This window comes from Runella sp., from assembly GCF_027484545.1.
GTDB lineage: Bacteria > Bacteroidota > Bacteroidia > Cytophagales > Spirosomataceae > Runella.
The window spans coordinates 13,276-38,471 of the sequence record NZ_JAIXST010000304.1 but is presented as its reverse complement, the minus strand read 5'-3'; the positions used below and the strand labels follow the sequence as shown (position 1 = coordinate 38,471).

At 41.9% G+C, this 25,196-nt stretch carries 24 protein-coding genes; 12 read left to right on the top strand and 12 right to left on the bottom strand.

Annotated elements, in window-relative coordinates:
• Positions 1–13 precede the first annotated feature (13 nt).
• From Q0081_RS27160 to Q0081_RS27145, 4 genes are all read right to left on the bottom strand, one after another.
• Positions 14–769, bottom strand: a complete 756-nt coding sequence (locus tag Q0081_RS27160; protein ID WP_298360994.1) for a LytTR family DNA-binding domain-containing protein — start codon at positions 767–769, stop codon at positions 14–16.
• Positions 766–993, bottom strand: coding sequence for a hypothetical protein (locus Q0081_RS27155; protein ID WP_298360992.1), 228 nt, complete (start codon positions 991–993; stop codon positions 766–768). The genes Q0081_RS27160 and Q0081_RS27155 overlap by 4 nt, the downstream gene beginning before the upstream one ends.
• A 78-nt stretch (positions 994–1,071) precedes the next feature.
• On the bottom strand, positions 1,072–1,755 hold the full coding sequence (locus tag Q0081_RS27150) for a sensor histidine kinase (protein WP_298360990.1): 684 nt from the start codon (positions 1,753–1,755) through the stop codon (positions 1,072–1,074).
• Between the two features lie 160 nt (positions 1,756–1,915).
• Positions 1,916–2,347, bottom strand: coding sequence for an Hsp20/alpha crystallin family protein (locus Q0081_RS27145; protein ID WP_298360988.1), 432 nt, complete (start codon positions 2,345–2,347; stop codon positions 1,916–1,918).
• A 213-nt stretch (positions 2,348–2,560) separates the two neighbouring features.
• Here Q0081_RS27145 and Q0081_RS27140 point away from each other — a divergent pair, with 213 nt between their 5' ends.
• The gene (locus Q0081_RS27140) at positions 2,561–3,415 is read left to right on the top strand and encodes a CPBP family intramembrane glutamic endopeptidase (protein ID WP_298360985.1); all 855 of its coding nucleotides are present in this window, start codon (positions 2,561–2,563) and stop codon (positions 3,413–3,415) included.
• 139 nt (positions 3,416–3,554) lie between these two features.
• Here Q0081_RS27140 and Q0081_RS27135 read toward each other — a convergent pair whose 3' ends face one another.
• Positions 3,555–4,532, bottom strand: a complete 978-nt coding sequence (locus Q0081_RS27135; protein ID WP_298360983.1) for a hypothetical protein — start codon at positions 4,530–4,532, stop codon at positions 3,555–3,557.
• 144 nt (positions 4,533–4,676) lie between these two features.
• Between Q0081_RS27135 and Q0081_RS27130 the strand changes: the two genes are divergently transcribed.
• Complete coding sequence (locus Q0081_RS27130; RefSeq protein ID WP_298360981.1) at positions 4,677–5,486, top strand: SDR family oxidoreductase; 810 nt, start codon at positions 4,677–4,679, stop codon at positions 5,484–5,486.
• Between the two features lie 82 nt (positions 5,487–5,568).
• Here Q0081_RS27130 and Q0081_RS27125 read toward each other — a convergent pair whose 3' ends face one another.
• Positions 5,569–6,726, bottom strand: coding sequence for a S9 family peptidase (locus tag Q0081_RS27125; RefSeq protein ID WP_298360980.1), 1,158 nt, complete (start codon positions 6,724–6,726; stop codon positions 5,569–5,571).
• A gap of 140 nt (positions 6,727–6,866) precedes the next feature.
• Complete coding sequence (locus Q0081_RS27120; RefSeq protein WP_298360978.1) at positions 6,867–7,010, bottom strand: hypothetical protein; 144 nt, start codon at positions 7,008–7,010, stop codon at positions 6,867–6,869.
• Positions 7,011–7,370: 360 nt separating this feature from the next.
• On the opposite strand from Q0081_RS27120, the gene Q0081_RS31715 reads away from it, so the two are divergent.
• From Q0081_RS31715 to Q0081_RS27080, 8 genes are all read left to right on the top strand, one after another.
• Positions 7,371–7,580 (top strand): hypothetical protein, encoded by a 210-nt coding sequence (locus Q0081_RS31715; protein ID WP_310586535.1) that lies wholly within the window; start codon positions 7,371–7,373, stop codon positions 7,578–7,580.
• Between the two features lie 85 nt (positions 7,581–7,665).
• Entirely contained in the window at positions 7,666–9,114 is a 1,449-nt protein-coding gene (locus Q0081_RS27110; protein ID WP_298360976.1) for a histidine kinase, read from the top strand.
• A complete protein-coding gene (locus tag Q0081_RS27105) occupies positions 9,111–9,764 on the top strand; it encodes a response regulator transcription factor (protein WP_298360973.1) in 654 nt (217 codons plus the stop codon). The genes Q0081_RS27110 and Q0081_RS27105 overlap by 4 nt, the downstream gene beginning before the upstream one ends.
• 41 nt (positions 9,765–9,805) lie before the next feature.
• Entirely contained in the window at positions 9,806–10,609 is an 804-nt protein-coding gene (locus Q0081_RS27100) for a sulfite exporter TauE/SafE family protein (protein WP_298360971.1), read from the top strand.
• Positions 10,610–10,622: 13 nt separating this feature from the next.
• Positions 10,623–11,000, top strand: coding sequence for a rhodanese-like domain-containing protein (locus Q0081_RS27095; protein WP_298360969.1), 378 nt, complete (start codon positions 10,623–10,625; stop codon positions 10,998–11,000).
• Between the two features lie 201 nt (positions 11,001–11,201).
• Positions 11,202–11,636, top strand: coding sequence for a 30S ribosomal protein S12 (gene rpsL / locus Q0081_RS27090; RefSeq protein WP_298360966.1), 435 nt, complete (start codon positions 11,202–11,204; stop codon positions 11,634–11,636).
• Between the two features lie 144 nt (positions 11,637–11,780).
• A complete protein-coding gene (rpsG, locus tag Q0081_RS27085; protein WP_298360964.1) occupies positions 11,781–12,248 on the top strand; it encodes a 30S ribosomal protein S7 in 468 nt (155 codons plus the stop codon).
• Positions 12,249–12,367: 119 nt separating this feature from the next.
• Positions 12,368–12,574, top strand: a complete 207-nt coding sequence (locus tag Q0081_RS27080) for a hypothetical protein (RefSeq protein ID WP_298360962.1) — start codon at positions 12,368–12,370, stop codon at positions 12,572–12,574.
• Positions 12,575–12,582: 8 nt separating this feature from the next.
• Here the strand turns inward: Q0081_RS27080 and Q0081_RS27075 are convergent, their stop codons facing one another.
• Together Q0081_RS27075 and Q0081_RS27070 are read right to left on the bottom strand one after the other, a co-directional pair.
• Positions 12,583–14,985, bottom strand: a complete 2,403-nt coding sequence (locus tag Q0081_RS27075; RefSeq protein ID WP_298360960.1) for a DEAD/DEAH box helicase — start codon at positions 14,983–14,985, stop codon at positions 12,583–12,585.
• Positions 14,986–15,027: 42 nt separating this feature from the next.
• The gene (locus tag Q0081_RS27070) at positions 15,028–16,848 is read right to left on the bottom strand and encodes a DNA methyltransferase (RefSeq protein ID WP_298360958.1); all 1,821 of its coding nucleotides are present in this window, start codon (positions 16,846–16,848) and stop codon (positions 15,028–15,030) included.
• Between the two features lie 532 nt (positions 16,849–17,380).
• Between Q0081_RS27070 and Q0081_RS27065 the strand changes: the two genes are divergently transcribed.
• Both Q0081_RS27065 and Q0081_RS27060 read left to right on the top strand, forming a co-directional pair.
• Complete coding sequence (locus tag Q0081_RS27065) at positions 17,381–20,251, top strand: outer membrane beta-barrel family protein (RefSeq protein ID WP_298360956.1); 2,871 nt, start codon at positions 17,381–17,383, stop codon at positions 20,249–20,251.
• A 56-nt stretch (positions 20,252–20,307) separates the two neighbouring features.
• Positions 20,308–21,054: a GLPGLI family protein gene (locus tag Q0081_RS27060; RefSeq protein ID WP_298360954.1), complete on the top strand. Its 747-nt coding sequence runs from the start codon at positions 20,308–20,310 to the stop codon at positions 21,052–21,054.
• A 76-nt stretch (positions 21,055–21,130) separates the two neighbouring features.
• On the opposite strand, the gene Q0081_RS27055 is transcribed toward Q0081_RS27060, so the two are convergent.
• The 3 genes from Q0081_RS27055 to bamA all read right to left on the bottom strand — a co-directional run bounded on the left by Q0081_RS27055 (position 21,131) and on the right by bamA (position 25,170).
• Positions 21,131–21,817, bottom strand: coding sequence for an OmpH family outer membrane protein (locus Q0081_RS27055; protein WP_298360952.1), 687 nt, complete (start codon positions 21,815–21,817; stop codon positions 21,131–21,133).
• 6 nt (positions 21,818–21,823) lie between these two features.
• Positions 21,824–22,459, bottom strand: a complete 636-nt coding sequence (locus tag Q0081_RS27050; protein ID WP_298360950.1) for an OmpH family outer membrane protein — start codon at positions 22,457–22,459, stop codon at positions 21,824–21,826.
• Positions 22,460–22,527: 68 nt separating this feature from the next.
• Entirely contained in the window at positions 22,528–25,170 is a 2,643-nt protein-coding gene (gene bamA, locus Q0081_RS27045; protein WP_298360948.1) for an outer membrane protein assembly factor BamA, read from the bottom strand.
• Positions 25,171–25,196 lie beyond the last annotated feature (26 nt).

Here is a 25,196-nt window from a genome sequence, read left to right as displayed (position 1 = left end):
GTGAATCGTCGTTTCAGCTTTTTTCGTACCACCGTTTGAAAGCCGTTACTTTTTCTTTGCTGACAATAATGTCAAAGGGAGCGGCGGGTTGAGTACGGATGACGATTCGGCTGTTGGCGTAGGAACTGATTTCTGTTACACATTCCCAGGAAAGAATAAATTGCCGATTGGCCCTGGTAAATTCTTCTGGATTTAACTGAGTTTCCAATTCTTCTAATTTAAAATCAATCACAAACTTTCGTCCGTCGTGCAACTGCCCGTATACCAAGCCGTTATCAATAAAAAAGTACGCAAACTCCGTTGTTTTAACGGGAAGTAATTTATCCCGAAAACGCACCAAAAAACTCTTCCGATACGCTTTCGGTGTAAAGGTATGTTGTCGAATCAGTTCGTTCAGCGCTTCCCGATTGAACAGTTGTTGGTTATTAAATTTTTCGATGGCAAATCGCACGGATTCTGCGTCAATCGGTTTCAGCAAATAATCAACACTGTTCAACTTAAAAGCCCGAATCGCGTATTCGTCAAACGCCGTGGTAAAAATAATCGGAGCTTTGATTTGAATCTGTTCGTAAATTTCAAAGGACAGGCCGTCAGCTAACTGAACATCGGAAAAAATAAGATCAGGGCTTTCGTGGGTTATAAACCATTTTATTGCCTCCGTCACGGTTTCAATGACTACCATAATTTGGTGCGTTATCCCCAATTGATTCAGCAAAAATTTCAACTGATTGGCCGCTGCCACTTCGTCTTCAATGATGACTATGTTCATGCAATCAGAGGTAAAATAACGCTGAATTCTCCATTCTGCCGAATTTCAATTTCGCGGTCGGTTAACAATCGAAATCGTTCGTTGAGATTCGCCAATCCAATACCCGTCCCTTCGGAGTTAGGCTTGAGGTTGAGCGAATTACTGATGTTGATTCTGTTACGTTCGGCATCCGTGACAATGTTGATTTGCAAAGGACTGCCCGAAGAAATGATGTTATGCTTCACTGCATTTTCTACCAACAACTGAATTGACAGCGGCGGAATTCTAAATTTCTCGGGATGTTCGATCGCACGGTGGACATTCTAATTATCCCCAAACCGCATTTGAAGCAAAAAAATAAAACTGTCGGTCAATGCCATTTCTTCTTTGAGCGACACGAACGATTGCTCTTGCATACTGAGCGAATACCGCAGTACCTGCGACAGTTTTTGCAGATACAGTTGGCTTTTGTTTTTGTCTTCGTTGATCAGCCAACTCAGGGTATTCAACGAATTAAATAAAAAATGAGGGTTCAGTTGATTGCGGAGCGCCGTGAGTTGAATCTGTAGATTATCGTTTTTCAACTGCTCGTTTTCAATCAGTATCTCATTTTTTCGCTCGTTTTCCGTGAGAAATCGACTGAAAAAATAAGCAATTCCTGCCAGCAACCCTCCCCGCATGACAACCGAAGGAATCATTCTGACCGGCAAATCGATAACAATCATATTAAAGGCCGATAAGATGACCGCAAAACCCACAAAAAGAAGAAATCCATCTGACCATTGCTTTTTTGTACTCAGATTACGCTTTGAACTTCGATAAATGAAGTTAATAAATAGGAAAGAATACGTCATGCAAAGAACAATCTGCATAAAGACATCTAATTGCGCCAGCGATGACTTGCTTAAAAGAGGTAAATTCAGAAAAATGATGGGGAAGTTCACAAACAAAGCCCCGAAAAGCGATACTCCCCAAATGAAGTGGCGTACAGCAGGATTTTTAGCCATTTGATATCTAATAAAAAATTAGTCAAAGGTATTCGTTTGGGTGAATCAGTCAAGCAGAATCAAAGTAAAAAGGAAATAATTGGGCTTCAACGGGAATAAACAAAAAGAGGCTGCCCTTGGGAGGCAGCCTCGAATTCTTTCAAAGAATTGATGCTATGGATTAGCCAATTTCAATCAAACGGGGAGTTTTTTTGGCTTCTTCTTTTTTGGGAAGTTCGATGCTCAGAACTCCATCCGTGTAAGCAGCGCCGATTTTCTCGCCATCTATGCTGTTGGGCAACGTAAAGGTCCGACGGAAGCTATTGAAACTAAACTCTTTACGAGTGTATTTTTCGGTCGTTTCTTCGATTTTCTGTTCTTTTTGCGCCGAAATCGTCAAGACGTTGTTCTCCAAATTGATTTTAAAATCTTCCTTTTTCAAGCCCGGAGCAGCTACTTCAAGGCGGAAGCCACCCTCGTGCTCAGCAATGTTGACGGCAGGAACACCGTAATTGGTTAAAGTGGCAGGGGCAAAAATGTCATTGAAATCTTTGCCAAATACACTGCCTAATAGAGTAGGAAAATTTCCGTTGGTTTTTACTAAAGTTGCCATGGTCGTTATTGTTTTAAGGTTTTGTTTTAAATCTTTGCGCGGATTCTCTTTTATTTGTTCTACCGCTGCAACGTCTCTAAAAATAAAACTTTTGTACCACCAGGAAATAACAGCAAACAAAATGACAAAATGTCTTGTTTTTGTAATTTTTACAGGTTTTTAAATGACAAAATGTCTTTTTTTCGTAAATACAGCAATTTAACCCCCTAACCTATGTTTTCTACTACATTCGTTGAAGCAGCCCGCCAAGGCAAAAACAAGTTTCTTTTATACGCAGGTGTATCTCTTTTGGTCATCGTTGCCAATATGATTGGCTCCCTTCCCGGCGCGTGGGTAATGATTGATCAGAAAGCAAACCGCTTACATCTGCCTGTTTATGGCGTGATAACCATTCTATTAATGGGCTTTGTGGTTTCACTGATTGCCTTGTGGCTTTGTGTAAAATACATTCATCAGCGCAATCCCCTGACGATGATTTCGCCAACCGCCGTTGTTAATTGGGAACGAGTACTCAAATCCGGAGGGCTGTGGCTGTTTTGCTCGGTAGTGGTGGAACTTGTCACCTATTTGCTTTTCCCGGACAAATACCGTCTAAGTCTTAATTGGGCGGATTTTTTACCTTCGTTGGTGATAGGATTGTTATTGATTCCCCTTCAAACCTCGTTTGAAGAACTATTTTTCAGAGGCTATTTGATGCAGGGAATCGGCTCTTGGAATTTGTGGGCAGGAATTGCCATTACTTCTGTCCTATTTGGATTGGCACACAGTTTCAACGACGAAGTAGAAGCCGTTGGGTCGTTGGGAATCGCGATGATCTATTACATCGGCGTGGGGCTTTTCTTCTCTCTATTAGCCGTTTATGACAAAACCCTCGAACTTCCGCTCGGCATTCATGCCGCCAACAATATCTACGCTTTTCTGATTGTAGGCTATCCAAGCAGCTCCATGCCCAGCGCCACGATTTGGATGACCACCGAACTCAATTTCCCTTTAATGATCGGACAGTGGGTAGTAGCATTGGTTATTTACCTCTTACTCGCCCCACGTTTTTTGGGGCTTAAAAGCTAACTGTTTCCACCACTGAGTAACAGTGAGTTATGCACATCGGACCGCCGATGCGGAGTTCCACTAAGTAAAAAACTCAGTGACAAACTCCGTGAAACTCTGTGGTTTAAAATCTATTTTAGGAGCAGGGAAGCAATCACTTTTACCAATTGACCCCACTTTCACCCAATCCCAATTTCTTGGTAAACTGAGAAGACAACTTGGATTTGCTTGAAATATAACGCACGCTGGCACCTATAAAAGGCGCAATACCGGGGTTTTGAGTCCCTAAGTTTTCCCGAGCGGAGTTGAACGTTCGTAGCTGACGGAAGGTACCCAATCCTGCTTCTAACGAAACATTAAAGACGCCCAACAAATGAGCATTGGCCGCTACGGAGAATTTTACGTGTTGGTAATTACTGCGATGAAGCGATTTCTCAACGATCGTTACCTCCTGAAAACCACCGCTATAACCATCAAACGCTCCAATCATATCTATATTAAACCACTGATTCACTTTGTAGTTTACATCTGCCCGGAAAGGAAGCAATGCTGACACACGCCACTCTTTACCTAGACGTTTATTAATACCGAAAACGGGAATTAAGCGCAGTTTCTGATTAAATATCAGTACTGTTCCGTAGGCAATTTGTGTATGTAGTCCCAATATCCGCATCCGGGCAGCACCACCCCAAAAGAAAGGTTGCGGTATAAAAAAAGTCTCGTTCGATTCCGTCAATCCCAAGCCACCACCATAAATCCAAAGTCGGTCGCGCAAACTGGCTTGCAACATCAACGCCCCCACCGAAATAGTCTTGTAGCTGGCGGGATCAATGGTTCCGTTCAGCGTAGGATTAATTTGGGAAGCATTGGCCAACATCAGAAAATGCCGCGCCCGAAGGTCAAATTTTTTGCGCAAATTAAACGATACATCCACTTCACTGCGCAAAGGAATTAACGCATTGAACGAAGTACGGGAAAGACCGTAACGCTGGTTATTGCCCATGTTGGCATCCGCCATAAAATCAGCGCGGAGGGTAGCATTGGGATAAAAAAGGCGACTTAAGGCAAAGTGCTGAGCACGAACTTGAGAAACAATTACTATTAAAAAAAGAGGAACGCACAGACGGAAGTTAGTCATAAAAAAACCTATTTAGTGGAATTAACGCGCAAAAATGCGCGATATTGCGAAAAAAATGCAATCATTTGTTTCTCATACTAAACCCTCATACAGTTTTATAAAAATAATAGCTCCCCCATTGGGGGTGGGGGGCTTTTTATACACATGAACCTAACCAATAAAATAGTCTGGATTACGGGAGCCTCGTCAGGAATCGGCGAAGCATTAGCTCACGAGTTTGCCAAAGAGGGTGCCAAATTAGTGCTTTCAGCACGAAGAATTGAAGAATTGGAGCGCGTAAAAAAAAGCCTGAACCTGCCCGACAACTCCGTTCTGACATTACCTATTGACATGCTTCATGCGGAAGAATTTGCCGCAAAAACACAAACAGTACTTGATTTTTTTGGCAAAATAGACGTATTGGTTCCCAATGCAGGCATCAGTCAGCGTGAAAAGTTTTTAGACGTTGCTCCTCCTGATTTCAAAAAATTGATGGATACCAACTTTACCAGTGTGGTACTGCTCACTCGGGAAGTACTTCCACTGATGGTGGCCCAAAAATCAGGAGGTATATTAGTGACAAGCAGCGTAAGCGGTAAAATCGGAACCTCTTACCGTTCGTTTTATTGTGCTTCCAAACACGCCGTTCAGGGCTTTTTTGATTCACTTCGCGGCGAAGTATGGCGCGACGGTGTTCAGGTCACGGTGGCTTGTCCCGGCTACATCAAAACCAATATTTCATTGAATGCCATTGGCAAAGACGGCAAACCGTTTGGCAAAATGGACCAAAACCAAGCCAAAGGAATTCCCGCTGAGGTCTGCGCCCGAAAAATGGTCAACGCCCTTAAATCAGGCAAACACGAAATAATCATTGCAGGTTTTATGGAAACGCTCGGAACCTATCTCAAACGTTTCGCCCCGGCGCTTTTGTGGCAATTCACCAAAAACTACAACATCAAAGCGGTAGAGGAATAAGCAGACTTTGCGGTCCGCCGCCGCGGCAAGTTTACTCCTAAAGTGACATTTAAACTTGGAAAGTCTTATTCTGCTTCAAAACTTACCAATTCAACAGCGCCGACACCGCGTCATCTCCTACGGCAGCATTGGCGGGGCGTGGGTGTTCGGCATTAAATACCGCTAACTCTTTACGGTCGAGCACTTTGGCAAAACTTTCATCAATGCTTCCATCTGCTTTGGTGGCTTTCGACAAGTCCAATTTAAGGTGCTTGGCTAAAAACGTATAGGCGGCAATGCGCTTGGAAGGGCCATAATCGTGCTTTTCAGTAGGAAGATGTACGTTTTCGACCAAATTCTCTTTGCCGTATAGGGCGTAGATTTTTTGTAAGTGCGGGTATTCCACGTTTGGGTTATTTTTGGTCCAATCTGCCCCGTCGGAGACGATAAGCATGGGACGAGGAGCAGCTAAAGCTGCAATTTCAACGTTGTTGGTCTGAAAATCGCCTTTTTTGTGAACCGGCATTCCGCTTTCACACACACAGCCGCCAAAAAAATGAGCGGAAACCATCACGACCGGCACCGTCACTTTGATACGTGGATCGAGGGCGGTTAACATAAAGGTCTGCGTTCCTCCACCGGATTCGCCCGTTACACCCACTCGATTTTTATCAATATCAGGCTGCGCCAACAAGAAATCCAAGGCACGAATGCTATTCAACACCTGCAATTTAAACGCTTTCAGAATTTTGTGCTGACTCTGTTGGGCATCGCTGTAGCCAAGCATATCATACGCAAATACCACCGCACCCATACGGGCTAAACTCGCGCAGCGAAGTTGAACGTATTCCAAATAACGGGCATCCGAATTTTCTATATGTCCATGCGTACACAATATTGCGGCAAAGGGCCCCTTCTGATTGAGCGGGCGATAAATATTGCCCGTCAAATAATAGCCTTCCACCGTTTCAAACGCCACGTTTTCTACCGTATATCCATTCATTTCGCGACGGCTGTGTATGATCGGTTTTGAAGCGGGACGGGCAGGCAGTTTTTTCAGTTCCCCTCCTTCCAAAATTCGATTGCGAATTTGCTCGGCACGCGCTTCCCATTCCTTTTTGGAAGTAGGGACGTGTTTTGCCAAAAACTCTTTTCCCTGTGGCTCAGTGAAATAAGCCCCTTGACAAAGCTCAGGAGCAAATTGAGAAAAAGAAAGTTGAGAAAAAATACAGGCAGTTATTAATAAGAGAATACGTTTCATAAGATAGCAAGGATGTATTACTACCCAAAAGCCCTCAATGCCTCCATCCTACCGTTTTGATAACTTAGATGCAGGCATACCACTACAATAATGGCCATTTTCAACAACCGTTACAATCGTATCCACTGTACCTAAAAACCCTAACTTTTGCTGAGAAGTAATTCCATTTTGGTATCCACCTTTCCCGAAACAGCGAGAATCTGCTCATTGGGAAAAGATGTTGCATCTCCATCAAAATCACCGATGTGGCCGTAGTGTGAGCCAAGTGTGAGTTTTGGTTTCATTGGTAATCCCTGTTTTAGTGTGAAACTATCCGAAAAAAAGCCGCTATTCTTTTCATTTTGGACTTTACAAATAGTTTTTTGAAATATCATTTTGTAAAGTTCATATCTTTGAAAAAAAACTATCAATTATTAGCACATTTTCCAAATTTAAGTAGTATTTTTAAGTATAAGATTATGATATTATGCTATTTTTGTGAAAATTAGTTTCTATAATTATTATTTTTAATATAAAATAAGTATTTATTAAAAATTTCAGTTTTCATTTATATTGAAAAATATTTTACTTTTTCAAGAATTACCAGAAAGTAAACCAGTGCATATTACGTTTTCAAATTAGGGATATTCATAACTGTATTTTTTATGACCTACAACGGCATTCAACTCCTTATTGGCGAGTGCCTAACAAAAATTAACCCCGTTGCGCATTATGTACAAACCCTCACTGGGCTTTGCCTATTTCATAAAAAAACCTTTTCGCTCGAAACGGGCCTCAACCTGCAAGGCGAAGAGTATTATATTAACGTTTATCCCGTCAAAGTAGAAGGCGGATTTGTATTTATTGGAGTCTGAAAAATAGTGTCGAGTACAGAGTGCAGAATGTCGAATAACTAAGTATTACTTGACATTCTGCATTCGACATTTGACATTCAAAACTATGCCACTACGCGTCCCGAAACGATTTACCCGTCTGTACATTACTGCCCTATCGTTGGTTGCTTTTCTGACGATACTGGGACAGATCTTGATCCAAACTACCCTCGAAGACGAACTTCATGACCCATGGCTGGTCAATTATGCCGGCAGGCAGCGTTTTCATAGTCAACTCATTGCCAAAACAGCCCTTCTGCTTACTCAACGCCCCGATTTAACAAATAAAGAAATTCAACTTCAGGAACTGAAACGGGTTTTGGCCGATTGGGAAGACCATCAAAACCAACTTCGCACGGGCGATTTGCGCGACATAAAAGCAAAATCGGTCAACAGCGACACGATTCAATCCATGTTTGAAGACATTGATCCTCATTTTCAAGTCATTGCAAAAAATACACATTCGGTATTGAAATGGATTGAAAAGGCCGATACTTCTCAAAAAATAGATAAAGATCTAAAAAATATCTTTGCCCACGAGCTAACGTTCCTGCAAAAAATGAACCGTATTGTATTTCAATACGACAAAGAAGCCAAAGAAAAAGTAACTAAATTGAGGGGCATAGAGTTAGGACTGATGGCATTAACTCTATTTATTTTACTAATGGAAGGGCTGTTTATCTTTAGGCATGCGGTACAAAAACTGCGCGAAACACTTATTCAGTTGATTGAAGCCCGTGAAAAAACGTACAAGGCCAATCAAGAACTTCAAACGGCCTACCAACAACTTCGATTAGCCCAATCGCAATTGCTAGAAACCACGCAATTACGCCATCATCAGGAATTAAAAGAGCATAAAATACACGCTTCAGCGCTTTTGCAGGGTCAGGAAGAAGAACGCCGACGTCTCTCCAAAGAGATGCACGACGGAGTTGGACAGATGCTTACTGGACTTAAGCTGATGACCGAAAACTTTGCCAATACCAAGTCCTGGACTGACTACGACCGTCAAAATGCCCTAAACCTTCGTCAGTTGGTTGGACAAACTATTCAGGAAGTACGAAGTATTTCTAACAATTTGATGCCTACTGTGTTAAATGATTTTGGCATCAAATCCGCTTTAAAACAATTAGTGGATTCTACTGCCCGAAACTGTGCCGCTCATTTAACCTTTGCTTCCAATCTCAACGACGAGCGTTTTGACCAAAGAATCGAAATTGGTCTGTATCGAATTGCCCAGGAAGCGATTCACAATGCCGTAAAACACGCCGACGCCTCCGAAATCAGTTTGGGAATTTTGCAAAAAAACGCTGAAATTAGCCTTACAATTAAAGACAACGGAAAAGGGTTTCGACTCAACAAGAAAAAATTTACTCCTACTTCCCCTTCCCACGGATTGCATAATATTCAGGAACGTGCTCATTTGCTCGATGGAACTTTAAAAATCAATTCAGCGATTGGTCGCGGAACAGAAATAGCTGTACAAATACCCAATGATACTAAACTGACAAGATGAAAAAAATTCAAGTAATGCTCGTAGACGACCACACCATTGTACGGAATGGTTTGCGCTCTATTTTAGAAAACACCGATGAAGTGGATGTCATTGGAGAAGCTTCTACGGGAGAAGAAGCCCTCGAAAAAATACCGTTACTCAAACCACAAATCATGCTTGTGGATATTTCCATGCCAGGTATTTCGGGCATCGAATTGGTGAGAAAAGTGGTAAAACAGTGGAGTACCATTCGTCCGATTATCCTTTCCATGCACAACGATGATGCCTATATTCTTAAATCTGTGGAGGCAGGAGCCTATGGATATTTGCTCAAAGACGCCACCCGCGAAGAAATTCTGACGGCATTGCACACCGTAAAGGCCGGCGAGAAATATTTTAATTCATCCGTAGCTGCCGTGATTGTCAACGGGTATTTATCACAGGTTCACAAAGTAGAGAAAGCATCCGAATCACGTAAAACGCTGCTTTCTAAGAAAGAAAAAGAAGTTCTTCGGCTATTGGTTGAAGGAAAAAGCAGCCGTCAAATCGCCGACCAATTGGATTTAAGCGTCCGCACCGTAGACAACCACCGCGCCAACATGATGCGTCGTCTTCAGGTACACAATGCAGCCGAATTAGTAAAGTTGGCATTAGAAGAAAAGTTGCTGTAAGTTTGTAAAACGGTCAAGTTGACCGTTTTACAAACCAAAGTATGGAAATAGCTGGGTACGCCGGAGCTTTTTTTATGGGTTTATCATTAGGATTGATTGGCAGCGGTGGTTCCATTCTCACCGTTCCAATCTTGGTGTACCTATTTTCCATTGACGCTCTTTTAGCCATTACTTATTCTCTTTTTGTAGTCGGTCTGACCAGTTTGGTAGGAGCGGTTGCCCGAGCAAGTTCGGGCTACATTCACTGGCCTACTACGCTTGCTTTTGGTATACCGTCGGTCATTAGTGTTTTCTTATCTCGCTCTTATCTGCTGCCACTTATTCCCAATACTATTTTTAATTCCGACGGATTCACCCTTACCCGTTCCGTATTTTTGCTTCTTTCATTTGCTGTTCTAATGTTAGTAGCCTCCTTTTCCATGATTCGAGGTCAAAGCGAACATGCCGATGAGGAGGTACTTAGTTCACCTCGGACTCAAAGTCTCTATTCCATTCTTATTGGTATTTCAGTAGGAAGCATCACTGGAATACTGGGAGCGGGAGGTGGTTTTTTGATTATTCCGGCGTTGGTTTTAAAGGCAAAACTTCCCATGAGACAAGCCGTAGGCACGTCTTTAATTATCATCGCTACTAACTCATTGATGGGATTTTGGCGTGATTATGAACTGCATGAGCTCATCAATTGGCGTTTTCTGTTGTATTTTTCAACCATCGCCATTGTTGGTATTCTAACCGGCAGTGCCTTATCACGCCAAATAAGCGGTGATAAATTGAAACCTATTTTTGGTTATTTTGTGCTCACTATGGGCTTTTATATCATAGTAAAAGAATTATTTTTATCATAAACAACTCCAAATCATGAAAATCCTATTGACTGTTTTCGCAATAGCGCTTACTTTTACATTAAGCCATTCGGTGCAGGCGCAGGAAAATTTAGCTCCTTCTGCTTTCGTTGCCAAACTCAAAACCACACCTAACGCCCAACTGTTAGATGTGCGCACTCCTAAAGAATGGACTGCGGGAAAAATTGAATCCTCCAAGTGTGTAAACTTTATGGATGCCGATTTTAAACAACAGGTAGAGAAACTTGACAAAGACAAACCTGTATTCGTTTATTGCGCCGCCGGAGGCCGCAGTACCAAAGCTTCACAAATCCTGAAAGAAGCAGGCTTCAAGGTCATCTACAATTTACAGGGAGGCGGTTACGCTGATTTAGCGAAAGAAGGAATAAAATAACAAGTCCGAAAGATAGAGTACTGAGTAAAAAAATAACGTATTTTTCTACATTTACTTCTTTTTCCATACTCCATTATTCCGTTTTTCACTAACTAGCGATAAAAATCTTCGGCCTTATTTTGGTGTTCACGTCAAAATCCTATAATTTTGCACTCCCATTTTTGTGGGGTGGTATAACCATTTTTGAAAAACCAGTTTAAAATGCCAACGATTTCACAATTAGTACGCAAAGGACGTGAACAAATGACGTGGAAATCTAAGTCTCCGGCCTTAGATTCTTGCCCACAACGTCGCGGTGTATGCACGCGTGTATATACTACGACCCCGAAGAAGCCAAACTCGGCTTTGCGCAAAGTTGCGCGTGTACGTTTATCAAACATGAAAGAGGTCAACGCTTACATCCCCGGCGAAGGTCACAACCTTCAGGAGCACTCAATCGTATTGGTGCGTGGCGGTCGTGTAAAAGACCTTCCGGGTGTACGTTATCACGTAGTTCGTGGTGCGCTTGATACTGCCGGTGTAAACGGTCGTAAACAAAGCCGCTCACTTTACGGTGCAAAACGTCCGAAACCGGGACAAGTAGTAGCAGTAGGTAAAGGTGGCAAAGGTGCACCTCCGGCTAAGAAGAAGAAGTAAGAGTAAGAAGTCCTTTTTGTTTGCGTAATACAGTACAATAGCATAAAAGGGTAGTAATGCCGAAAGAATATTTGGCATGAATCAGTTAAAATCGGTCACCGGACCGAATAAAACGAAACCTACATTGATTAACAACTCAGTACAATGAGAAAAGCAAAACCGAAAAAAAGATACCTGTTGCCTGACCCTAAATACAGGGACGTTATGGTAACTAAGTTTGTAAACAACCTGATGATGCAGGGCAAGAAAAGCATTGCGTATGATATTTTCTACGGTGCTTTGGAAATTGCCGAAAAACGCCTTAACGAAAGCGGTCTTGAAATCTGGCGCAAAGCATTGAACAACGTAATGCCTGCGGTAGAGGTAAAAAGCCGTCGTGTAGGTGGTGCTAACTTTCAGGTGCCTACTGAAGTTCGTCCCGATCGCAAAATCGCATTGGGTATGAAATGGATGATTAAATATGCTCGTTTACGCGGTGAAAAAACCATGCGTGACCGTTTAGCCGCTGAAATCGTTGCCGCTTCAAAAGGTGAAGGTGCTTCAGTGAAAAAGAAAGATGATACGCACCGTATGGCAGAAGCCAACAAGGCGTTCTCTCACTTCCGTTTTTAGTCTAACGGTAAAAAATAGATTTCAAAAAGAGCTGACTCGTACGGGTCGGCTCTTTTTTTATGGGTAATTGTATAGCTTCCTGTTTAATCCTTAACTTAGCAAAAACAAAGACCGAACTTATGAAGTTGCTATTAGACATACCAGACCACAAAGCCAATTTTATGCTCGAGCTCATCAAAAGTTTTCGATTTGTAAAATCTCAAACGATTACTCCAGCAAAAGCACAGGAAATCAGTACTATGATTGAAGCCATCGAAGAAGTAAAATTGGCCAAGCAAGGAAAAGTAAAACTCGAAAAAGCGGAGGATTTACTTAATGAGCTTTGAGATTGAAACTACTTTAAGGAAAAACTCAAAACCTGCCATTCGTTTTCCTCAGGGATATTATCATTATAATTTTTATCAAGGCAATACTCAAAAATCCCACTTTTGAAGCGCACAATTCCCCCAAAAAAGTTGCCGCCTAATTGTTCGATTTTTAAAGCTAACGCTTTTGCTTTTCCTTCTGTATTGAGCGTAAAACCGCCTTTGGTATCAAAAATGCCTACCTTCCCATTTTTGAGTTTTATAATCCAATCAGGATAAAACAAAGCCTCCGTTTGGGCAGGTGTCGTATATTTGAAGCCATAGTATTCTTGCCCAATGCCATTTTTGAACCACCAATCCGCGCAGTCTGCGTTGCCTTCCAAAAACTTGATAAATTTAAGCTCATTTTCGCGTCCATTGTACTGACGTAAAACATAGGCTTTCTCCAATACACAAAGTTTTTGGGGAATTGCTTCGTAGTCTTCCGTGTAACTATAAGCTGACAAAATACTGAAAGTGAATTGTTTCTGTGCCTCTTCCCCTTTTTTCTTTTCTGCTAAGAATTGATTCAAAATAGGCCTATAATCTTTGAGTGCCTGCGTAATGGCAGGCCGTAGAACACTATTGGTTTCTCGGCCAACATCAGTAATAAATATTTGATAATAAGCGTGTTTAGTCCACTCACCACGCTTAAACCATACATTCAATGCCGATTTGAGCGTAGCCCAAGCCCGCGCAATGTTGCTGTATTTCGCATCAGGGTCTTCTTGTTCTTTGAGTAATTGCCAACACAGAAAATTGAATGTCTTATCTAAATCGTTGGCTGAAAGTGCGTGCGTAGCATTATCTTGTCCTTTTTTCAAAATCTCGTTACGGATATTGTCAAAATCGTCGTAAACAGCATTCACAATCAATTGATAATTGACATGGGCAACAGTATCTACCCCTTTTTGAATCAATTTTTGTCTAAATACATCGCCTACTTCATTAGGTAAAAGTTCAAAATACGTATTCATCGAATTCTGAAACGACTGTTGAAAAGCAGCAGCATTGGCCAAATCACCGTAGTCAGTTCGTGAAAGATAATCAGATTGTAAAGCTAAACCATTGAACAAGGACACAGAATCATGTAAATGCGGTTTTATGACAGAATGCAGTGTCGCAGGTTTATTTCCGCCCGTTTTACCATCGGGCATTTCCACTTTATTCCGTTCGTAGTTGGTAAACAAATAACCTATTCGCAACGCAGGGGTATTACGATAATCTTCTTGGCGGTCGGGCTCAGCAGTCCGCAAAATACGTCCTAACACCTGCGTATGAAAAATAGGGGTTTTAATTTCTCGAAACATCACCAACACACTCGCCCGTGGACAGTCCCACCCCGTTCCGGCCGCTTGCTTGAACAGCATAAACTCTACCGGATTGTCGTTGTCGGCGATATATTCGAGATTGTGTTTCTTCTTATCAAACCACAGTGCTATTTTATTTTCTGGTACATTGAGTTCATGCGTCAGGTAATTCAGTACGATTTCTTCTTTCGTTTTTTCGCCCCGTTCTTTAAGCTCTGCATCATCATTAGGCAACTGTATCAAGACCAGTGGATTGATACTATTTTTCCCCAGCGATTCGTATTGATTTTTAAGAGAATTACGCTTATCTGCGGCCAAACGCACCAGCAACTTGTCCATGTCCTCGTCGGGGTATTGTTGCAAATCTTCTTCGGTTTGAGCAACAATTTTCTCTTTGATAAGCCCTGCCATTACCACATCACTACGTTTTACTGAAACATAGGCAGCTTTGCCTTCCTCTATGTCGTCGGCTGTCGGAATTTCTTCTCGCTTGGGGGTAGCGGTTATTTTTACGATAATTTTTGGATTAATTTGCTTGAGCAGGTCTTGCGAAAGTACTGTATCCGCATTTTTATGCGACTCGTCAATGATAACCGCTATTTGCCTTCCTGCTGAATGAGTAGCTTCGATAACATCCTCAAAATAGTAACCTGATTCTTTCCGCACTTGGTTTTCATTAGGTCGTCGTAGTTTTAGGCGGCGCGTAGCAGCGTCATTCTTGACCACTTTTTGCCAGTTCAAAAACAAAATATCATTGGATTTCAGAATACCCTGTTGCACATCTTGCACCGTCAAAAGGCTATTTTTGAGGGTATTATTGAAATAAGCACGAAACTTATCGCGGCTCTGCATGGCCAAATCGTCCGAAAATGTAATCCAAACAAAACACACATCTGCTATCCAATCGGGTTGGGTGTGAAGCTGATGGACAAAATGCGCCACCATAAAAGTTTTACCGCTACCCGTAGGCGACTTAAACAGCAACGGCAATTCCCGCTCGGGGCTACGCCAAAGTTTTTTGAACTTGCCAATTAGTTCGTCAATGGCTTTTTGTTGGAACGATAAAGGGGAAAATTTGCTCATAATATACCACATTATCAAGCCTTTTTAGGCCCAACAACGTTTTTAGTTTTGATTGATACTTCGGTAAATCTTTAAAATGGGTTCAGGAATAGACTTGACCCGGACGTTGGGTTGAGGTTCAAAATATTCGTCAAATTCGCCCTCGCTCCAACTGAATACATACACGGACGTTTCTTCTTTCGAGTATTCCCGAATCAATGCACAAAACATCTCAAAAGCCCCTAAATCTTCCTGAAAATAGATGCCTGTATAACTACGAGGCGAAAAAGCAACTGCCGTAGAAACATCGCCAAAATCTAAAGTGGGTTCGGTGTCAGATTGAGCCGTTGGGATGGGTTGCGTAGGATCAAAATCGGCAGGATAGTTACTAAAAATCTGGTAAGCGTCGGTGCTTACTATCTCGTAAAGTGTATTTTCGGCCAAGGCAAGCAACTCGCCGGCATGGTGGGCGAGGGTGAGCAGGTCTTCGTCGTTGGCGCGTTGGGCGTGATTTTTACCCACAAACCCCACTCGGTAGTAGTTGAGCGAGTTGCCTAACGGGGCTACGACTTGCCCCTTGGCGTTGGTATAGCCCTGCATTATACGACGATTACGCTCGTAGCAAACCTCTTCGCAGATGTTGTTTTCGTTGTTAGTGACCAAAATACACTGCCGTTGCCCGCCATCTTCCGCATTTAAGGCCATCGTAGCGTGTAAGGTCGTACCCGAACCGGCGAAGAAATCGAGGACGGTGGAGTTTTTTTGAGAAGCTAATTGAAAAACTCTCTTGACAAGCCCGATTGGTTTTGGGTTATTGAATACTTTATCAGTTTTGAAGATATTCTGTAATAATTTCGTCCCATTAGTTGTCGTTTCAATGTCATTCCAAATAGATGTAAGAACACCTCCTTTATTTTCTGCCTCCGTTAAAAAGCGTTTTAATTGTGGTTTTGTCTTACCTTTTTTACCAAAAACAATCCGATTATCTGCTAAGAAGTTTCTATATTCATCTTCACCAGTTCGCCAACACCTTCCTTTTGGAGGCCAAAATACCTTTCCTGTATTAGGATTAACAATCCCGTAAGTCAAATTGGGTCTTAAGTTAGGTGCATCAAATGGATCCGCTACCCAACTCCCGCGTGGGTCATTATCAGGGTTACTAAATTTTTCTCCAGTATATGCTGGAACTCTAAAATCATCTTTTCTTAAGGTTTCAAGGCATTTTGCAAGTACAAGTGTATGGTTATGTGAAAGAGAAATAAACGTATCATTTGAAACTGATTTGCGCGATTGCCAAATAACATCAATAATAAAATTCCTTTCCTCAAATACCTCATCACACAATAATTTCAATTGAGCCACTTCATTATCATCAATTGAAATAAAAATTACACCCTTATCACTGAGGAGTTTCTGGGCCAGTTGGAGGCGTTTGTGCATAAACGAAAGCCAATAGCTGTGCCGCAAAGGGCTTTCTTTAGGTACGGGCGTACCGTCGGGGTATTCTTTCAACAGGCGCTTATCACGATAGCGAAAGCCATCATTGCCCGTGTTGTAAGGCGGGTCAATGTAGATAACATCAATTTTGCCTTCATGGGTGTAGCAGAGGCACTGGAGAGCGTGGTAGTTTTCGCCTTCTATCAGCACATGGGTAGGTTTGCCGTCGGGCGTGTGAAGGGCGTATTCTTTTACTTCTTTCAGAATCGGAAGGGCATTTTCGGCTTCGGGGCCAAAGTCTTCGGGAACATCCAGCCAATGCAGGCCAAAACGCCCTTCTTCGGCGGCGCGTTTGAGCTGAAAAGCCAAACGTTCGTTTTGTTGGCTGAGTTGGTAGTTTTGAGCTTTAAGTTGATCTATTTGAGCGTGCAGTTCTTCTATCGTCATACCTCGTGGGGCTTAGGGTGAGCGCCTTCGAGGTTCGAAGAAAGGCAAAAAAAAGGGACGTGAACCTCCGCTGCGCGTATTGGCCCTCAGGAAGGTGTGTCCAGCACCTATGCAGAAGCAGAATACAAAACAGCAAGAGGACACGCCCTTGCGAGCGCGTCCTGCTTCACTGTTTCCCTCTGCTTTAAAATTTTGGACACTTTACCTGAGAGGAAACCGTTAGCAACGCTATATTTTCATAAAATACTATTTTGTCAAATCATCCATTTTTGGTTTGGGGCGCAAGATAGCGTACAAAGAAAGAATAGCCAAGAAAAACACCCAAGCAAAGTGTAACCTTTGGCATTATTAGAAGTACTGGATTATTAACAACCATTCTTAACCCCTACAGCCTGACAAATAAAGGAAAACGATATTTAACATTCTTTAATATAAATCTTTCTGAATAATTTTGACAATAAACTAAATCTTTAGTACGTTTACAGAATAATAGCCATTTCCTACATCTCAAACATTTTCAACCTAAACAGCCATGCTAAAACTTCTCCTCGGAGCATTTCTATGCTTTTGTATGTCCTTGGCCTATGCCCAAACTCCTACCCGTTTTCAAATTCAAGGTATTACTGCCGACACAGCATCCGCACCACTTGGATCTGCTACAGTGATGCTGTTGCAACGAAAAGACTCTTCGTTGGTCAATTTCACCCGTTCCAATGACAAAGGGGCATTCTCAATACGAAATGTCAAACGAGGCGATTATTTACTAAAGGTCTCCTATGTCGGTTTTATCCCTTTCCAGCAGGATATTGTCTTTTCGGACAAAGAAGTAATTGACTTGGGAACGTTGAAAATGAAAGCCATCACCAAAGAACTCTTTGAGGTAGTCATTAAAACCGCCCGGGCTCCGTTGAGTATCAAAGGAGACACCATTGAATACAACGCCGCTTCATTTAAAGTACCGCCCGGCTCAACGGTAGAGGACTTGCTCCGCAAACTGCCCGGTGTGCAGGTGGACCAAGACGGCAACATCAACGCGCAAGGCCAACAGGTACAGAAAGTCACCGTAGATGGAAAGCGTTTTTTTGGAAATGACCCCAAAATGGCCACCAAAAACCTTCCTGCGGATGCTATCTCAAAAGTGCAGATTTTTAATGATAAGTCTGAACAATCGAAAGTAACGGGCGTAGAAGATGGGAAGAAAGAGAAGACGGTCAATCTCGAACTAAAAGATGGTTTTAAGAAAGGTGGCTTTGGAAAAATTACCGCAGGGGGAGGTTTGGACGGTAACGGCAGTGCTGGTCCACGCGGAGAAATCAAAGGCAACTACAATAAGTTTGACGATAAAAACCAGTTTTCGATTATTGGGTTGACCAACAACACCAACCAAACGGGAATGTCATGGGATGATTATCAGGACTTCAGAGGGAGCAGTTCTTTAAATCAATGGAACGATAACGGCGATTTCGGCTTCGGAGGCGGTGGAGGTATTATTATCTCTATTGGAGGTGGTGGAGATGACGACGGTGGAATCAGCATTCCCGTAGGCGGAGGCAATGGTCGTGGCTATTCCAACAATATTGCCGGGGGTATTAACTACAACTACAATACTAAAAAAGTAAAAACCAATGCCAGCTACTATTACAACTCTAATCGTCAGGTGTTAGACGCGGTCCGTAATAGAGAGACTTTTCTACAAAACGGCACTTTCAAAACAGCAGAAGAAAGCAGCCAAATCAACTTTTTGGGGAACCACCGTTTGGCTTTCCGCCATGATCAGACCATTGACTCGCTCAATACACTCCTTTTTACAAACAACAGTCGTTACAACGTAGGCGATACCCGTTTGGGAAGTTTGCAGCAGTTATTCAAAAACAACACGTTTAAATCAAACGAAACTACAATTAATAACGGCACGAATGTTAATAAAATAGAAACTGCCAATACGCTGATTTACCGTTTGATGTTCAAACAAAAAAAAGGTCGAAGTTTTGCGGTCAGCGCTTCGTATAATTTTACCAACAATGACGGTATAGCCGACCAGCGTTCCGTCAATTTGTTCTACAATGCCACAGACCCTAACGATGTCCTTCGTCGGGTACTTGACTTAACTAATAATACGGGCAGTACTGTAAGCCAAATAAAGTCCAGTTTGCTTTTTGTAGAGCCCTTTGCCAAACGTTTCTTCTGGGAAAGCTTTTTGAACCTAAGCCATCGTTCCGACAATGTAGACCGTGATGTTTTTGACTTGGCTAAAGACAGCGGCAAACGTTCGCCCGTAGACAGCTTGAGCAGTTTCTATAAAAACAACTACAACTATGCCCGTGTCGGAAGCAGTATTCGTTATTCGTTCAAAGGTTTAAATTTTTCAGCAGGTTTGGCGGTACAAAGTTTCCAGATTGACGGACAATTTGCCCGTGGACAGGAACCAACCTCATTTCTGAACATAAACCGTACGTTTACAACGTGGCTTCCCAACGCCTCGTTGAATTATGATTTGAAAAACAATCGATACTTATGGTCGGCCTATAATGTGAATGTAAATCAGCCCTCTACCCGAGATTTACAGCCGATAATTGACAACAGCAATCCACTATTTATTCGTCAGGGAAATCCGGATTTGTTGCCTTCCACCAATCACAATGTCAATTTTGGGTACAATATGTTTAATCCGGCAAGTTTTATGAATATAAATGTTAACCTGTTTTATTCCTACAATGTAAATCAGGTCATTTATAATCAACAGGTTGACCCAAATACGCTGATTACGGTTACCAAACCAATCAATATATCAGGTGGTCAAAGTTTAGGTTCATACGTTGGATTCGGGTTTCCGTTGAAAAAAACGAAAGCCACCATGAATCTTAATTTCAACCCTAATTTCAGCAAAAACCTGACGCCCATCAACGGTGTCATGAACCAAACCAATACCAATAGCTACCGTTTCGGTACTCGCCTTGATTTGACCCCGGGCGATAACTTTACATTCTTTGCCAATGCCAATTGGAGCATCAGCGATACCAAATATTCTATCAATACTACTCAAAATCAACAGATTGTCAATCATACCTACGGAGGTACGATGAACATTCGATTACCTAAGGATTTCTTCATTAATTCTAATTTTAATTACCAAATCTACATCAATAAGCGTTTTGGGTTTAATCAACAAGTACCTGTTTTAAATGCATCGATTTACAAAATTCTGGGTAAGGCTAAAAAAGCGGAGGTACGGCTTTCACTCTACGATGCTTTCAATAGGAATTTAGGAGTTAGCCAATTTGCCAATCAAAACTACGTCTCACAGGAGCGCGTACAGACATTGGCTCGCTACTATATGCTGAGCTTTACGTACAACATGCGCGGTATGAATACCAACATTAAACGCAGAGGAGGATTCTTTTAACCCCACTTAACCCTCCCTAAACGGGGAGGGTTATAATTAAACTCATATTTACAATCATGAAAAAAATAATCACTTACTGCTTATTGCTTGCATCCTACTGCTCTTTTGCTCAACAGACTGAAGGATTTGTCACCTTTGAGTACAAATACTATTGGACTAAAGTAAACTCTCGTCTGACCTTTCTAAGCAAAGAAGAGAAGGATCGTATGAAACTCACTTGGGGAAATTATGAAGACGGTCCGGGAACAAAGATGAAGCTAATTTTTAACGACAAGCAGAGCATTTATACTTACTTCAGTGACCAAGGTCAATCAGAAGACGGACGCTATTCATGGCGACAAAGCGATTATGTAATTTATCGCAACTTTGACCAACAGAAACTGGTTGAAAACCACGAAATGCTCGGTAAGACATATCTTGTCGAAGACTCGCTTATGACCTATAATTGGCGCATACAAAACCAAATTAAAGATGTAGCAGGCTACGTGTGTATGAAGGCCGAAACATTTGACCCCATCAAAAACCAAAAAATTACGGCTTGGTTTGCTCAGGACATTCCTGTATCGGCAGGTCCGGAGCGTTATTTTGGGTTACCGGGACTGATTCTGGAACTGGACGTCAACGACGGTGATGTAGTCGTAACTGCCCAGAAAGTAGAACTTAAAAACGTAGATAAAGAATTGGTTTTGCCAAAGATGAAAGGCAAGAAAATTAAGAACACAGATTACGACCAACTCCTTCAAAAACATATCGCCGAAAGTATTAAAGCCCAGCGAAATCCCTATTGGTCACTGCGTTATTAGCAGAAAAGAACCTATATAAAAAAAGTCAGCAGGCAACCTGCTGACTTTTTTTATATGCTAAGAAATCCGTTCCTGATTAGTTTTTCTTCACAGGAGCAGGCGTTGTAGCAGCCGGTTTAGTAGCTGGTTGCGTTGCAGGTGTTGTAGCTGCTTTTTGTCCTTGTTGTAATTGTTGAACTGCGGCATCGGCAGCAGCTTTTTGTTGTTTTTCAATTTCAACAGGATCAACACCCAATTTCTTCAAAATCAAGTTGCTTACGTTCAAATCTTCTGAACCTGCAAACAAAATGATAGGCGTTGTGTTGGCACCTGCATCCATATTGAAGATGTAAGTATAACCGCTTTCTTTACCTACTGCATCAATTGCGCCCTGAATTTTAACCATGACAGGTTGCAATAATTGTTGTTGTTTCTTTTGTAAAGATTCTTGAGAAGTACGTTGGAAATCCTGGAAATCTGTTTGAAGACGTGTTAATTCTTTTTCTTTATCAGCACGAATAATTTCAGACCATTTGCTTAAATTTGCCTGATAAGCTTTGTATTTGTCTTCAAATTCTTTCGATTTTTCCTGCATAGCTTTCTCAATCTGCTGCTGTTGAATCTGGAGTTCGTTCTCGATTTTCTTGTAATCAGGTAACAAAGTCATTACATAATCCACATTCGTCCAGCCGATTTTAGGCGTAGCCGCAGCCTGCTGTGCTTGGCTTTCTATTCCAATCAAAGTTCCAATGGCAAGTAAGGCTACAATCAATTTGCTTTTCATTTTTATCTACTGTTTTGGTTTGGTTGTTTTATTGTTGGGGGTATTAGTTACGGATGGTTTAGTTGCAGGCGCAGGCGTATTAACGCCCCCTGCATTCGTTTTATTGCTTTTTTCTTTGTCTTCATTTCCTCCTAAGCCTAACTCATCCATTACATAGTCTGTATAATCATGCACGGGATTGGAGTAAATAACGACAAAATCACTTGATTTGTCAATCAACATATCCAATCTCCTTTGCCGACACACTCGTTCTACGGCTTTGTAGACTTGATCGGTAATAGGCTTAACAATTTCTTTTTTCTTTTGAAACAGTAAACCTTCAAAACCAAAAATCTTATTGTTATACTCCCTTGCTTCGCGCTCTTTATCATTGATTTCCTGTTGACGTTTGCGTTTCATCTCATCGGTCAACAAAACTTCTTCGGCTTGATACAGGCGTTGAAGTCGGTCTATTTCAGCGTATTTGTCTTGAATTTCTTTCGCCCAGCGTTCAGAAAATTTGTCTAATTCGGATTGCGCTTTTTGGTAATCAGGCATTTTTCCCGTTACGTACTCCATATCCATATAGCCCCATTTTTGGGCTGATAATGAGTGTGTTATCAAAACAAGTTGCAAAAGTAGTAAAAGCCAACGGGTTTTCATATTTTTTAATCATTAGTAGTTAGTCATCGGTCGCCGGTATGGCTGTTAAATAGAACGACCGTAGACCATTAACGAATCTGTTGTCCAATCGTAAAGTGGAATTGAGGCCCGCTGCGTTTCGTTTGACCCGGTAGCGCGTCAAAACCATACGCCCAGTCAATACCAATCAAACCGAAAGCAGGCATAAATATCCGTGCTCCAACTCCAGCGGAACGTTTTAACTCAAAAGGATTATAATCTTTGTATTTCTTTTGCGGTTTATCCGTTCCCCAGTTGTTTCCTGCTTCGGCAAAAACCAACCCAAAGATAGTAGCGGATGGATTAAGTGAAAGAGGATAACGAAGTTCCATTACATATTTACTGTAAGCTACTCCACCTAAACTAGAAGCAACACCAGTAGCAGTAGTAGTACTTTGAGAAGCATCTGTACTGCTCAGTCGGTTATAGATAGGTACGAGTGAACGGTCAGCATAACCACGTAAACCGATGATATCCTGAGCCAAAGCAAACATACCATAACCTGCCAAACCAGAACCACCCAATACAAAACGCTCAAAAGGACTGATTGACAAATTCTGATTGTATCGTCCTAAGAAACCTAAGTGAGCTCGGGTACTTAGCACCAATTTCCCCGCTACAGTTTGGAACCAACTGGCATCGAACATCCATTTGTGGTATTCAACCCATTTGTATTGTGCTTCCTTAGTAGCGAAGCTGGTTTTTCCCGTAAGGGCCGAATAAGGCGGAGTAAATGTACCGCTCAAGGTAAACGAAGAACCACCACGCGGGAACTGAGGGTTATCAATTGTATTACGTGATAAGGTTAAATTGAATGTTAAGTTGTTGGAAACCCCATTCGGATACCCAATTCCGAATAAGTCAAGGCTATCCATTTTGTAGCGTTGATATGACAAAGCGCTGCTCAATACAAAATAGCGATCCGGTATTTTAAGACGTTTTCCAAGTGAAATAGTTGCTCCTGAGTTTTGGTAAGAACCTAAGAATTTCATCCCACTGCTTGACTGCGTATAATAATTGGAATAATCCACTGTACGGTATACTGTATGGCTCAAATTCACACCAAACGTGACAGGCTTCTTGCCCCCGAGCCAAGGCTCAGTAAAACTAATTGTATAGGTCTGGTACTGACGACCACTGGCTTGGAAACGAATCGCCATTTTCTGTCCGTCCCCTGAAGGAAGCGGTTTCCATGCTTTTAGGTTCGTAATATTTTTGGTAGAAAAGTTATTGAACACCAACCCTAAGGTACCTACAAAACCGATATATCCTCCCCAGCCACCGGAAAGCTCAATCTGGTCGCTGGGCTTCTCTTCAACCGTGTATTCTATATCAACCGTTCCGTCCTCAGGATGTGGAATAGGGTTAATTCCAATTTTTTCAGCATCAAAATAGCCTAACTGCGACAACTGACGTTGCGTATTGATAATCTCTGTTTTACTGAATTTTTGGCCAGGCAAGGTAAACAACTCGCGCAACACCACGTGATCACTGGTTTTGGTGTTCCCGTTCAGAATGATTTTGTTGATAGTCGCCTGCTTTCCTTCAAAAATTCGCATCTCAATATCAATGGAATCTCCTTCAATTGATTTTTCGATGGGGCGGCAGTTGTAATACAAATAGCCGTCGTCCATATACAACGAACTTACATCCTGTCCTGGGTTAGCTTCAAGACGCTTTTGGATTTCTTCCGGATTGTATATATCTCCTTTTTTAAGGCCGAAAACTTTATCTAATTGCTCTTTGGTATACAGATAATTACCATCCCAAGTTACATTACGAATGTAGTAACGAAGACCCTCATCAATATTCATGACAAGATCAATGGTTTTCTCATCACTGTTATGAATAATCGAATCGGAAGCGATGACAGCATCCCGGAAACCATTTTTATTATAAAGCTCAATCAGCTTTCCTTTGTCTTCCTCGTATTTCTTAGGGATAAACTTAGACGGAGTAAACAAACGTCCAAAGCGCATTTGCTTTGTATTTTTAAGTTTATTCCGAACTTTTCCTTCCAATAATTCATTTCTGCCATTGAAAACAATCTGACGAATTTTCACTTTAGCGCCCTTGGTAACCGCCACCTTTAGGGTCGCATTTCCTCGTACAGTATCCGAAATTTGGGTGATTTGTACTTTTGTATTCAGGAAGCCTTTGTCAACAAAGTACCGTTTCACCGCCAATTGGGTGTTTTTAATCATTGTATTTGAAATGATACGGCCTTTGGGCAATTTGATTTTGTCGTTGAGTGACTCTTTCTCTCCCTTTCTTATTCCATCAAACACCACTTTAAAAAGTCGCGATTGCTCTCTGATGCGTAATTCTAACCAAATTTGTTCGCCTTCGATTTTACGATACAGGATTTCGACATCTTCCAGAATTTTTTGATCCATCAATTTCTTGATAGCTCCGTTGACCGCATCGCCAGGAACTTTGATTTTATCTCCTACTTTCAACCCCGACATTGATATCATAGAGTTGGGATCCAAAAAGTGATTTCCGGTCACGACAATATCGGCTAATACATACTCTTTGGGAGTAGCATAGCTAATTGGGTTTTCAGCAGGAGCAGTTGCAGACGCACCATTGCGCTGACCTAAGCCCAGTTGCTGTGCCGCAGCAGACACTCCGATTGCTACTAAAAACGCCGAAAAATTTACTACGCGGATGAGATGGTTGAATTTTTTCATAGGTACACGGTTCTTTCCCACAGGTA